11 protein-coding genes, 1 tRNA gene and 1 pseudogene are annotated in these 12,852 nt (G+C 39.8%); 4 read left to right on the forward strand and 9 right to left on the reverse strand.

Annotated elements, in window-relative coordinates; all coding sequences use genetic code 11:
* The first annotated feature begins 24 nt into the window (after positions 1-24).
* A tRNA-Cys gene (locus tag FHS60_RS07070) sits at positions 25-95 on the forward strand.
* A gap of 156 nt (positions 96-251) precedes the next feature.
* Here FHS60_RS07070 and FHS60_RS07075 read toward each other — a convergent pair.
* Complete coding sequence (locus tag FHS60_RS07075) at positions 252-3,134, reverse strand: ATP-binding protein (protein ID WP_183696978.1); 2,883 nt, start codon at positions 3,132-3,134, stop codon at positions 252-254.
* A 399-nt stretch (positions 3,135-3,533) separates the two neighbouring features.
* On the opposite strand from FHS60_RS07075, the gene FHS60_RS10345 reads away from it, so the two are divergent.
* The 3 genes from FHS60_RS10345 to FHS60_RS07085 all read left to right on the forward strand — a co-directional run bounded on the left by FHS60_RS10345 (position 3,534) and on the right by FHS60_RS07085 (position 6,112).
* Positions 3,534-4,007, forward strand: a complete 474-nt coding sequence (locus FHS60_RS10345; RefSeq protein WP_244957462.1) for a hypothetical protein — start codon at positions 3,534-3,536, stop codon at positions 4,005-4,007.
* Positions 3,946-4,839, forward strand: a complete 894-nt coding sequence (locus FHS60_RS07080) for a hypothetical protein (protein WP_244957463.1) — start codon at positions 3,946-3,948, stop codon at positions 4,837-4,839. Before FHS60_RS10345 ends, FHS60_RS07080 begins: the two co-directional genes overlap by 62 nt.
* A gap of 334 nt (positions 4,840-5,173) precedes the next feature.
* A complete protein-coding gene (locus FHS60_RS07085; RefSeq protein WP_183696981.1) occupies positions 5,174-6,112 on the forward strand; it encodes a hypothetical protein in 939 nt (312 codons plus the stop codon).
* Between the two features lie 291 nt (positions 6,113-6,403).
* Here FHS60_RS07085 and FHS60_RS07090 read toward each other — a convergent pair whose 3' ends face one another.
* The 8 genes and pseudogenes from FHS60_RS07090 to ftsY all read right to left on the reverse strand — a co-directional run bounded on the left by FHS60_RS07090 (position 6,404) and on the right by ftsY (position 12,819).
* Complete coding sequence (locus tag FHS60_RS07090) at positions 6,404-6,868, reverse strand: hypothetical protein (protein WP_183696985.1); 465 nt, start codon at positions 6,866-6,868, stop codon at positions 6,404-6,406.
* Complete coding sequence (locus FHS60_RS07095) at positions 6,858-7,364, reverse strand: FHA domain-containing protein (RefSeq protein ID WP_183696988.1); 507 nt, start codon at positions 7,362-7,364, stop codon at positions 6,858-6,860. The genes FHS60_RS07090 and FHS60_RS07095 overlap by 11 nt, the downstream gene beginning before the upstream one ends.
* Positions 7,365-7,382: 18 nt before the next feature.
* Positions 7,383-8,384 (reverse strand): HU domain-containing protein, encoded by a 1,002-nt coding sequence (locus FHS60_RS07100; protein WP_183696990.1) that lies wholly within the window; start codon positions 8,382-8,384, stop codon positions 7,383-7,385.
* Between the two features lie 54 nt (positions 8,385-8,438).
* Positions 8,439-9,692 (reverse strand): HU family DNA-binding protein, encoded by a 1,254-nt coding sequence (locus FHS60_RS07105; RefSeq protein WP_183696993.1) that lies wholly within the window; start codon positions 9,690-9,692, stop codon positions 8,439-8,441.
* A 4-nt stretch (positions 9,693-9,696) separates the two neighbouring features.
* On the reverse strand, positions 9,697-9,969 hold the full coding sequence (locus tag FHS60_RS07110) for an HU family DNA-binding protein (RefSeq protein ID WP_183696996.1): 273 nt from the start codon (positions 9,967-9,969) through the stop codon (positions 9,697-9,699).
* Positions 9,970-9,981: 12 nt separating this feature from the next.
* Positions 9,982-11,271: a 30S ribosomal protein S12 methylthiotransferase RimO gene (gene rimO, locus FHS60_RS07115; protein WP_183696999.1), complete on the reverse strand. Its 1,290-nt coding sequence runs from the start codon at positions 11,269-11,271 to the stop codon at positions 9,982-9,984.
* 12 nt (positions 11,272-11,283) lie between these two features.
* Positions 11,284-11,854: pseudogene (gene purN / locus FHS60_RS07120) on the reverse strand (phosphoribosylglycinamide formyltransferase).
* The gene (gene ftsY, locus FHS60_RS07125; RefSeq protein WP_009346709.1) at positions 11,851-12,819 is read right to left on the reverse strand and encodes a signal recognition particle-docking protein FtsY; all 969 of its coding nucleotides are present in this window, start codon (positions 12,817-12,819) and stop codon (positions 11,851-11,853) included. Before ftsY ends, purN begins: the two are co-directional and overlap by 4 nt.
* Positions 12,820-12,852 lie beyond the last annotated feature (33 nt).

Genomic DNA, 12,852 nt, shown 5'->3' on the forward strand with positions numbered 1-12,852 from the left:
TCGAAAATCAGAAATGATAGCAATGGTACCTTGACCGAGTGGCTAGGTAGCGGTCTGCAAAACCGTCAACAGCAGTTCGAATCTGCTAGGTACCTCTTCGAAAGGATTCATATTTGTGAATCCTTTTTTGTTTTAGAATATTCCTTTTTCCTTTCCTTATTGTATGTATAAATATCCTTATTTTGTTTTTCCTTATAGGATCGCTCTGTTCCGTTGTTATATTTGTTAGTTATACTCATTTTGTACACTCATCACGGACAATTTTCTCTGCGATATTCAGAGGGTGTAATTCCACATACGGTCTTGAAGGCGCGGACGAAATTGGAATAGTCGCTAAATCCGCACTTGATAGCGATATCGTTGAGATTTATTGAGGGATTGTTGCCTAGTAGGGTTTTAGCTCGTTTGATTCTAAGCCGAAGAATATAAGCAGAAGGTGTGTATCCTGTTAGCATATTTATCTTTCTATAAAATTGTCGCGAACTCATACACATATTTGAAGCAATAACGGACACTTCTGTATTCTTATTGTTGCTAAGTTGCATATAAACTATACTTGAAACCTTTGTAAGGAATTGCATGTCAATGTCTTTTGTGGAGTAGTTTTCTTGCTCTTCATTCTTTTTAGGTTCAATGGACAGCTTGGCAAACTTCTCTTGCAACAATCTGCGCCCTTCAAGCAATTTTTCAACTCTTGTTTGGAGTTCATCTGCATTGAAAGGTTTACACAGATAGGCATCTGCACCAGCTTCAATGCCTTTGATGCGTTCTTCTTTACTAATCTTTGCCGTTACAACGATAATGGGGATATGGTTGATAATTTCGTTGCTGCGTATTTGTCGGCAAACTTCAAATCCATTAAGTTCAGGAATCATCAAGTCTGTAATAATAAGATCTGGTACTAATTCTAGGGCTTTCTCCAACCCTTCTTTCCCATTTTCTGCGTAGGAAACGGCATAATCGTTGATGAAAAGAGAACCGATGTAAGCTGCGATGTCTCGATTATCTTCTATAATGAGTAAGCGACAATCGCTTTCTTCATCACAATCGTCTGTTAACTTCTCTTTCGCCTCTGGGGGAATAGGAATCGGGGGGACAATATTAAGATTTGTTGGCTGTTGGCAGCGATTGTGTATGGGTAAACTAATGTGGAACGTTGTCCCTTTTTCTATTTCACTCTCAATAGTAATCTTTCCACTTACAGCTTGTATAATCTGTTCTACAAAAGCTAAGCCAACACCTGTTCCAATATTATGTACATCACTTTTATCTTGATAGAATGGTTCGAAAATGTGTGAAATGACTTCCTTGCTCATTCCTTTCCCTGTATCTGATATGTCAATGTATAATTGCTGATTTTCGCTTTTTACTCGAATGTTTACTTTTCCATAGGCTGGTGTAAACTTAAAGGCATTAGATAGCAAATTATTCATAACTTTTATAACATAGTCTGGGATGAAGTCCATAATAATCTCTCCAGAAGCGTGTATCTGTAAGTCAATCTTTTTGCTGTGTGCATAGTCGTGGTAACTATCAACAATCATTGTGAGTAGAGCAACGATATTTCCATTCTTCCAGTCGGGTTTACCTATCGCTGACTTAATCTTTGATATATCCAAGAGTTGATTGATAAGTGCAAGCAAGCCTTTTCCTTGTCGCTCAATATCCTGTGCCTTCCTTTTTATCTCTTCTTTATCAACTTTTTGTAAGTCGTGACTCAAGCCAAGAATCACTGTAAGAGGTGTGCGAAATTCGTGCGTGATATTAGTAAAGAAGTTTTCACGCATTGCTGCCATTTTCTTTAGTTCTAAATGGTTGCGTCGTTGAATGCGCTGGATATAAAGGAACATAATGAGTGCCCCCATAAGAATCAGTAGAGCAAAGCTTAAAATAGCAAAGCCTGTTTTGCGTGCAGCGCGTTCTTGTTCTAAGGTGTGTTTTGCGGCATCCATCTCCCTCATCTGGCGGTTTCTTTCTATATTCAGACTAGTGTTTTGGATGCGATTTAGCTTCTCCATATTAAGTACGCGATCTTGCAATGCTGTTGCCTTTTCAAAGGAAACTAATGCAGAGCGGTAGTCTCCAGTCTGCATATAGTGTTTATAGTATAAGGTGTGTATTTCTGCCAAATGTTCAGGAGACTTGATACGCTCTGCTGTAAGCCTAGCTTGGTTAAGATATTTCATCTCTTTGGTGCTATTGCCTGTTGTATGATAGATTCCTGCTAGTGCTATAAGCGTATTGAGTGCGTGCCATTCATCTTTTGAGGCTTTCATAAGTTGGTATGCCGTTTCATACTCCTTAGTTGCTTTTTCGTATTGTTTGGCTTTTTCATAGAGTGAACCAAAGTAAGTATGACAGAGCGATTTTCCCAAATCATTTTCTATCTCCGTATTGAGAGCCATTGATTTGAGATAGTAAACCCAAGCTGAGTCTGTTTTTCCATAGTGCTCAAAAATTGAGCCTAGATTGGCATAGTTAATGGCTTGTCCAATGGTGCTGTTTAATTGTTGTTCGCCTTTTAGAGCTAAACGGAATGTGCTATCGGCACGTTCGTAGTTTCCTAAGGTAAGATAAATGTTTCCCAATCCGTTTAGTGATACTACGTAATTTTTTTTAGCTGTGAATGATGTATCAGAGCATTCTTTGCTAAGTATCCATGCTCGATAATGGTAATCTTGAGCCACATCAAGCACGCCAATACGCCTATAGTCAGTTCCAATATTATTTAGGGCTTGTACCCATTCTAGTGTATCGCCAATAGCTTCTGCCTGCTCTTGTCCTTTGCTGTGTATGCGTAGTGCTTCTTCAAACCGACTTTCATCGCGTAGTTTTTTACCCCATTGTCTAAGTGCTACAATACTTCCGAGTTTATCTCCTTTCTTTTCCAGTTCTTTCTGTAATTGAGAAAGTGAGTCAATACTAGGTGCAGAGAGTATGAAACTATCTATAGACTGACGTTCTTTAGCAGTGAAAGAAGAATTTTTCTTTTCGCACGAAATAGGTATACAGAATGATGCTATAATAGCAATCAGAAGAATTGAAGTTGATAGACGAAACTCATAACTGATAAAAGAACGATGGCTTAATCCTGAAGAATCTTTTGGGCTGTGCTTTAAATTTGGGATAGTCATATAAATAATATATTGAGCTATAGTACAAGATTTATTCTTATAGGGTGGGAATGAAATCTTCTTTTACAAAAATACATATTTTTATTACGGTTTCCAAAAAACATAATTTTTTTTATGACATAATGCTTATGTGAAAAATAAACATGTCACTACTAATTATCTGTAATACAATTCGATAATACTTATACATGTCCGATATTGACAGCTTTAAGAAAAAAAGAATGTCCGATAATGATAACTTTTTGTCCGATTATGATAAGACACCTTGCCAGAATAGCCCGTAATTTTGCTGCAGAAGTTTAAAAAGAGAGTAGTAAAGAAAAAAATAAAATCATAATATTATATATGGAACTAAAACGATTTTTAGTATTGTCTGCAGTTCTAGCTCTTGCCTTTACAATGGCAAATCCTGCACACGCACAGTTTGGGAATCTTCTCAATAAAACTAAGAAAGCGGTCGAAAAGAAAGTAAAGAAGACAGCTAAGAGTGCCGCAGAGAAAGCTGGTGTACCTATAGAAGATTCAAGTATAAGTGGTGATGATGGGAGTGGACTTACCACACTTTATAAGAAAAAGCTAACTCCGTCATCAGAGGCACTATCTACTGATAAGTTTGCAAATGATGAGAGTGTTCCTAAAGGCTTCTCAAAATCATACAAGCAGATCCATGCGGCCTACGAGCGTCTCGATCCTGCCTACTTTCCCTTGCAACCTTATTATAAATACCCCAGCACTTATGCTTTGGGTAGTGATCGTATGACTCTTTATCCGGAGGCCGTCTTCCTAGAGTTTATGCAAAAGTATCTGACCAATGTTGTTGGTTCGTCTACAAGAAAAGTTACAGTGGAAAGTCCTAGGCCATCAAGCTGGTGATTTTTCGGAGCTCATCTCTGCAGACGGGCAGAAACTAGGAATGCAGGAGGATGATAATCTTTTCCGCTATCCTTGGGCAGCACATTTTTTTGCAGATCCAAATTGCAAGCAATCAGTTTGGAACCTTGGTATGCTCCTTGTCAATAATAGTCGTAACATTGGGTTAGTGCGCGACTATGCCGTGAATAAAAATGTAGGTGTAGCAATTGCAGAGAGAGATTGGATGTTTCCTTATAAAGAGGGTAGCGAAATAAGATATCGTGAAGATATGATGGTCGAAATGGCTCGTAATGTGGTTGATATAAATATTGTTGCAGAATGTGTGCTAGAGTTTTATCAGAAAGTGGAGAGTGAGAAAGTACCTTTCAGGAAGACGCTCTTCATGCTTGCTGGCAACGAGATGTATAAGAATGTTTTGTCACAACATAAGAACTTCGATGCTAACCAGAGCAAGTTCAATCAGCAGTTGATGTATTACACTCGCTATTACAATACACCAGAATACAGCAAAATTATTGATGCGTCCATCGTGATGCCAGAACCGGAAACGGTAGCACTGAAGGCTGGAGCAATGGACCCGCAGTTAAACGCTCAGATTTTACGCATTATGAAGCAGAAAGATCCAAGCATTATCCGTGTGGTTGTGATTAACGATTCGTGGGCAGTACACACTCTCAAGGACCGAGTTGTGATGGTATGGGGAATCTATAAGAATAAGCAAGGTAAACTCGAAGCTCACGATTATAGTTTCTGTCAGGACTATCAAGGTGGAGGGAAGTATGGAGCACTACGCTATAAGGGCATTGGTGTAAGAACTGTTTATGTGAAGTGAAAAAGTAAACTGATTTCTTGTTAATGATATAGTACTCTAAAAGATTTAGAAGGGACGCACGTTTCGTGCAACCACAAAACAACTCTTTCTGATTACAGTATGATTCGTGTGTCCCATTTTTTTATGTAGTTAAAAACGTTATTAGTTAGGATTATAATACGATAATAATAGTCTTATATTCTATTAGAGTCTTTTATTTTCCTAAAAGTTTTATATGTCATTGATGAATAACAGTTATCAAATAATAATAACTTTTAACGCCCAAGTATCTCGATACGGCGTTACTTTCTCGTACATATTATAGGGAAAGGTCAATGGAGAGTAGCGAAAATATATGAAAGCAAAATTATTTCAGGAAGTGAAGGTTGCAATAGTCCTTCTATGCTGTGTTCTACCTACTATGCTTCAGGCACAAGATATGGCTTTTGGAGGGATGGAGGTGACAAAGTCCAACTGCAATAACCTTATTACAGCGTTTAAAGATCACTACACGCAAAAAGGTATTTGGGGAGGTGCTTTCTGCAAAGCTTCAGGAAGCGTTACTTATGATTTCTCCACGAATACGCTAACTCTTAACGAAGCCAATATTACGCTGACTGTTAATCCTAGTTCTATTGACGGAGTGGTATTCAATGTTCGTCTTGACAAATTGACGGTGAATCTTATCGGACACAATGTTATTAATAGCGGAACAGCTGCTTTTCATCAGTCGCGCAATGCCTCTTCTGGTAAAGATCCAGAACTAATTTTTACAGGTTCGGGTACACTGAAGATTAACAATAAAGGTACGCGTAATAGTAGATATGCAGGCATTAATCTATATACTGACGGTAAGATGGTGGTGAACTGCAAAGAACTTAATGTCTTCTCTAATTGGGGAATAGCTATAGGAGCTGTTTTTCAGTACAACTCTTATGGTCGTTCAACACTTAGTGTTGGCAATAATTCTGCGCTCATAGCAAAGGCGAAGGGCGGCTCAATTGCTCAAATCAATAATTTCTCTAAGGGAAGTAATTGCCTCTTCCATAAGCCGCAAAATGCTTACTTCGATTATCGTAAGAAAGCTATCTGTGATGCTTTAGGGCAGGTTATTACTGACGAAGTTGTGTGTGCTTCTTATAATTGGATTCCAACATCAGTTGCTTCAGTGACAACCAACATCCTTACGCAACAAAATATCTATAGTTTGCAAGGCGTTCTGATTCCTGAAAAGTTTGAATCCCTACCTAAGGGAATCTACATTGTTAATGGAAAGAAAATAGTGAAGAATTAGGAATCTCAAGTTAAACCATTATATATAAAACTCTATCTGTCTGGAAGAAGGCAGTGATTTTTATCCGCAATATCTAAAGAGGAGTTGCGGATATTTGTATGTAAAACGTAGGCCTCTTCCTTTTTGATGTTCAGAAAAGCTTTTCGCGTTTGTGTTGTAAGAGCCACTGTTCTGAAAGTGGGGAGTGTAGATACAATAAGCGTGTCAGTTGATAGCCTTATTCTGTCAGCAGACGTCCTTATTGCATTTGAAAATACAATAAGGATATTTACGTTTATCTATATTTTAATTTTACGGGAGTTTTTCGGTCTTTCGTGTAAAGACCATTTCATCTGCGATTTTTACCAGTTTTCGCCCAACTGCTTTACTGACATTGTTGCCATTCTTCGTGGAGTAAATGTAGATGTTGTCAGCTTTGTGAGTAAAAAGAATGGTTTGGGAGTCGGAACCAATATCGTTGGTGAATCTTAGTTCGGCTTGGTTGCCTTGAATCTTATAGTCAATGAGCATCCATGTGCCATAAAGATATTGGCTGGCATCTCCTTTCAGATACCCATTCATCTTTCCAAGAAATTCATAGCCCGGAACAGAGATGGATTCATGATAAAGGTTAATGACCAGTTGTACATGATGATGGGGAGAATAGAAGTTGCCTTTGAAAATACTATCATTGACAGCTTTTGTCGATGCCGATTGGGCAAAAAGAGCAGATGCTGTCATGTAGAACAAGAATAGGCAAAATAGTTTATTCTTCATCGTCGGTGTGAAGTTTCAGAATGATAGTTGCAGCTCCAATATTGATGATACTGCCATTTTCAATGAAGGCTCTCTCGCGATCATTCAGAAGTTCGCCTTGCAAAAAAGTACCTGTGCCTGATGGTGCATCGCGAAGAGTAATGGTTGTCCGTCCGTTTTTGAGAGGCTTTACATTCACAATGCAATGGGTTGTGTCGATGCTAGGGTCTACAGTTTTGAATGCAGCATTGGCGTTTGTTCCTTTCACAAAGCGGCCTATAATATTGTCGCCCTCGTAGAGAGGAATATCTGTTTTGAGTTGAAAATCGTTTTCAAGGACTGTAAGCATACCAAAAGTGGGACATTCTTCTTCTTTATCTGCATTCGCTCGTGGGATGCGAATCTTGAATTGTTTCTGACATTCGGGACAGCCGAATACAAGTATGCGTCCGGGTTCGTAGATTTTGTCGTCAAACGATATGGCAGTGTCACATTTAGGACAGCGTATGCGTTTCATAAAAATAAAAAAGTTGAACTACTTGAAATGCATTATCCAAGGATCACTAATAGCTGGATTGTTACGCAATGTGTTGAGTTGCTGATAGGCTTCACTTTCGGTTTTATAATGACCATAAATCACGCGAGTGGTCTTTCCTGTATGTATCTCAGCTTCTTTTAATCCTTGGCTATGGAGGGATTTTACATAGGTCTCTGCATTTTTGCTAGATACTCTTGATGCCAAAACAATGGTATAAGGTTTTGTTTCTTCAAGCGTAGTGGTGGCTGCAGTATCAGCTTGTTCTTTTTGCATTTCTTGTTGCTTTTGCTGAAGAGTCTTTGGTTGGGGCACTTCTTCAGCAGCTACTTGCTTATGAGCAGGTGTTGAGAAAATGAGTTCGCTTTGCAGAATTGTAGCCTTTTGATTACTAGAATCGGCAGTGCCAATAGGCGCCGCCCACACAAAGTAGAAAACTACGGCTATCATTACAGCAGCAATGTAGTTTACAAACTCTCGGTTGATCGTAATTGTATAGTCTTCTTTTTTCTTTCTTTTTTTTGCAGAAGGATTGGGGAGGGGGAGCGTTTCTTCTTTTGTTGGTGATACCTCTTGAGGGATATTGAGGCGTTCTAATACATAAGAGTCCAACCCATACAAGTAAGGCGACATTATTCCTGCAGGAATAGGCTCGAAGTCATAGTGACCATCGAGGTTGTGAAGAAGTTTTCCAATGTTCCCTATTTCAGCTGTCCCTGTTTCTTGAAGTTTATGCTTGAGGATATTTACCTCTTTCTCTATGTTCTTCTGAGCTTGCTGATAAGTGAGGTGGTATGTCTGCATATATGACTGAATGAGCAAGCCGTCGTTCATTGTTAGGCGCGGATTGAAACCTACGCTTCGAAGAGGCGGTAAAAACAATTGTTCATCGGCAACAAGACGTGCGGGGACATATTGCGCGATAAGGCCCCCAAGGCTGGGGATAATGACACAGTTATGCTCCAACAATAAGTTGCCGATATGTTTCGATAATTCAGTCATTGTGGCAAAGTTACAGAATTTCTTTCTTCTTTTATACGAATAGAATAATAAATCTTAATTTTTTTTCTCGAGTTTCGGGAGTTTGACTACGCTACCAATTGTAATAACATCTGGATTTTCTATCTTGTTGAAGAAAATAATATACTTAGCAAAGTCGCGGTTCCCGTAGGTTTGTTTGGCGAGCCTATAGAGATTTTCTCCACGTTGTAGGGAGTGTGTACCAATGATACCAATGATCTTATAGTTGCTACCCTCCATCTGCGCATACATATCTTCGGGGCGAAACTGAGGAGTGGAGGGGACAGTGGGAGGAATAGCCGGTGGGAGAGTATCGGGCTTGTTGAAATTGGCTGTATTTGCTGGTTTTGTCTGTGGTGTATCAGCTAGGGTAGCTATTTTACTTGATTGTGGTGTAGAACCTGCGGGAGGAGTGATTGTTGAGACTTTAACTGTTTCCATGTGGTCGCCAAAGATGTGATAATAGCCTGCAAAATAAAAAGTTATTAATAGTGCCAAGCTACATAATATAAAGCCTGCAATTTTTAAGTGGCGTATGCTATGTTTTGTCGGAGATATTTGTTCTTCTGTTCCGTCTTCTTCAGCATTATTTTTACTAGCCGTTTCATTGCTGTTATTCTCGGCATTACTTCCATGAATGGGGATGAAAGAAGCTCCTTCAGAGAGTTCTATTAGTGGTATCTCTTCTTGACTTAATCCCTCTTGTGGCTCGTTGCTATTATCTAGGGAAGTAACCTCTTCTGCTTTACTTGGTTTTTCTACTTCTGACAAAGCACTGACTTGGGACTCTTCTAGAATCGACAAATCTTCTGTGGGAACAAGATCATCAGAGATTGTAGTTTCTTCTGAAGCCAAATTCTCATCCTTTTGAAAAATGGTTTCAGGTTGTTCTACTATTTCTTTTTCAGCTAGTTTTACTTCTAGGGCTACTTTGCTGTCTATTTCTGCAAAATCGCTATCTTTTATATCCTCATTGAGTGTTACTGTCTGAAATTGCGCAAAGGGTTTATTGACAGTGTCTTTTAATAAGGTATCGGGTGTGAATGTAATTTTAGGATGACTACTAATCTGAATCCGTTTTCCCGTGTTCACATTGATGCTTTCACGTTCTCCTACAGTGATGATCTTGAAGGTACCGAAACCTTTGATTTTAACAAACTTATCATCCATAAGGCCCGATTCTATCGTGTCGAAGAAACTGCGGATGAATGCTTCCGCTTTTTTCTTCGATATGCCTTGGTATTGAGCAAAGAAAGTTGCAAAATCTTGTGGTGAATACTTGGTGTTCATTAGCTTATTGGGCTTTATCCTTGAGTGAGTTGCTAGCTTTAAATGCAATAGTAAGTTTTGGAGGGACAAGCATGCGCTGCTTTGTTGACGGATTTATAAGGATACGTTCCTTTTTCTTCTTAATGTCAAATGATCCGAAGTTTTGAATGGTCAGCATATCGCCTTCCTCCAATTTCTCAGAGAGAGCTTTGGAGAAAGCTTCAATAGTTTTTTGTACGTCTTGTGGAGTTGTTTCAAGGCGTGCTGCTAAATTGTTGAGGAAGTCTTTATTATTCATTATAGTAGATGCCTATTTCTGTGTAGTACCATATAAGTCGTATTCGTCAGAATCTACGATGTCTACGTTGTAGAACTCTCCAATCATGAGCTCCTCTGTGGCAGGAATAAGTACTTCACAATCCACTTCTGGAGAGTCGAATTCTGTTCGGCCGATAAAGAATTCTCCTTCCTGTCGGTCGATGATTGTCTTATAGGTCTTACCAACTTTTTTGGTGTTTAATTCTGTTGAAATCTTCATTTGAAGTTCCATCAGTTTGTCCACTCGTTCTTGCTTTATTTCTTCTGGTATATCATCTTCATAATGGAGAGCAGCAAAAGTTCCTTCTTCCTCGCTGTAGGCAAATACGCCCATACGGTCGAAGCGGGTATCACGGATAAAGTCGTAGAGCTCTTTGAAATCCTCTTCTGTTTCACCAGGGAAGCCAACCAAGAGTGTTGTGCGGATACACAGGTTGGGTACTTCTTCTCGCATCTTTTTGATAAGGTCGAGAGTTTCTTGCTTCGTAACATGACGCCGCATACGTTGTAGTACGTTATCGCTGATATGCTGTAATGCGATGTCTAGGTAATTACATACATTGCTGTTTTCTTTAATGACACGGAGCAAGTCAAGAGGGAAGTCATTAGGGTAGGCGTAGTGTAATCGAATCCATTCTACTCCAGGTATCTTAGCCATTTCATCAACTAATTCTGAAATCATTGGCTTGTTATAAAGGTCGATGCCATAGTAAGTGAGTTCTTGTTCAATTACCTGGAACTCTTTTACTCCTTGTATAACGAGTCCTCTAACTTCATCTAGAATCTCTTCTTTAGGGCGGCTTACATGGCGGCCTGTGATAAGAGGGATGGCACAATAAGCACACATCCTATTACATCCTTCAGCAATCTTGATGTAAGCGTAGTGTGAAGGGGTTGTTAGGACACGTTCTCCGAGAGTTTGGGTGTTATAGCCGGACTGAAGATCTTTCAGCAAATCCTTCCAATTAAATTTCCCATAGAATTTATCTACTTGTGGGATTTCTGCTTTTAGCTCGTCCATATATCGTTCAGAGAGGCAGCCCATAACAAAGACTTTCTTAAGTGTTCCTGCGTCTTTCTGGTTGCAAAGATTGAGAATCATATTGATACTCTCTTCCTTTGCCGAAGTGATAAAGCCACAAGTGTTGATAACGGCTATATCGCCGTGTGTCTCGTTCGGATTGTGGTATGCTTTGAATCCGTGTTCTGCAAACTGATTCATGAGACGCTCTGAGTCTACAAGATTTTTGGAGCACCCCATGGTGATGATATCTATATTCATTTAGTAGATTTCTTATTTTTCAATGTTTTGGAGTAGAAGCTCTTCTATGATTTTAGGGAAATGTTCAAGTTCGAGTTGGTGCTCTTTATTTGCAATCTCCTCGATGCTATCGTCTGTACTGATGTACGTTTTTACTTGTGCTATAATTTCTCCGCTATCACAGATATTTGAAACGTAGTGGACTGTCATGCCCATTTCTTTCTCTCCTGCGTCTTTCACTGCTTTGTGGACGTGCTTGTCCGTACATTCCTTTTCCTCCGTATTTAGGGAGTAAGGCGGGGTGGAGATTGATGATTCTTTTGGGGTAGGCATTTATGAGGTAGTCTGGAATCATCAATAGGAAACCTGCTAGGACGATGAAATCTATATCTTTCAGTAAGGGAAGTAATTGTTGTGGGTTTGAAAAAACTTCTTTGTTTGCTATGCAGGTGGGAATTCCTAATGATTTGGCTCTTTCTAATCCATAAGCGTCTTTTTTGTTGCTAACAACAAGTGAGACGTTTATGTAGGTATTGTCTGCAAAGTAACGAATGATGTTCTCGCAGTTTGTTCCTTCTCCTGAGATGAAGATGGCAAGGTTCATTTGTTTTTATCTTCTTCAAACAGACTTTCTACAAAGCTTTTGCTATTGAATGGTTGCAAGTCTTGCATTCTTTCACCTAGTCCGATGTATTTTACTGGTACTTTGAGCTGGTGTGAGATGCCTAGTACTACGCCGCCTTTTGCTGTTCCGTCAAGCTTCGTGATGGCAAGGCTAGTGACGTCTGTGGCTTTGATGAATTGTTTCGCTTGTTCGAAGGCGTTTTGTCCTGTTGACCCATCAAGGACAAGTAGGATTTCGTTGGGAGCATCAGGTACAACTTTCTTCATGACATTTTTGATTTTTGTCAATTCGTTCATGAGGCCCACTTTATTGTGGAGTCGTCCTGCGGTGTCGATGAGGACTACGTCTGCATCGTTGGCTTTTGCTGATGAGAGGGTATCAAAGGCCACGCTCGCAGGGTCGCTGCCCATCTGTTGCTTCACAACGGGGACGCCTACGCGTTCTCCCCAAATGCAGAGTTGTTCAACGGCGGCTGCACGGAAGGTATCGGCAGCACCTAGATAGACGCGTTTACCTTCTTGTTTGAATTGGTAGGCGAGTTTTCCGATAGTGGTGGTTTTTCCCACTCCGTTGACTCCTACTACCATTATGACGTATGGTTTTTTGTCTGCGGGGATAACAAAGCCTTCTCCGTTATCGTTGCCTGTTTCAACGAGGAGGCTTTCTATTTCTTCGCGCAGAATGCGGTTCAATTCGGATGCACCTACGTATTTGTCGCGGGCTACGCGCTCTTCGATTCTCTTTATGATCTCGACGGTTGTTTCTACGCCTACGTCGGAGGTGATGAGGACCTCTTCTAGGTTGTCGAGGATCTCATCGTCGACTTTTGCTTTGCCTGCCACAGCGCGAGCAATCTTTTCGAAAACGCTACTCTTAGTTTTTTGTAGTCCTTGGTCAAGTACTTCTTTTTGCTCTTTTTTGCTGAATAGATTGAAAAATCCCATTGCCTTGATATTGTGTGAAAACGACTTCTCTTA

The sequence above is a fragment of the Alloprevotella rava genome (assembly GCF_014195585.1).
GTDB lineage: Bacteria > Bacteroidota > Bacteroidia > Bacteroidales > Bacteroidaceae > Alloprevotella > Alloprevotella rava.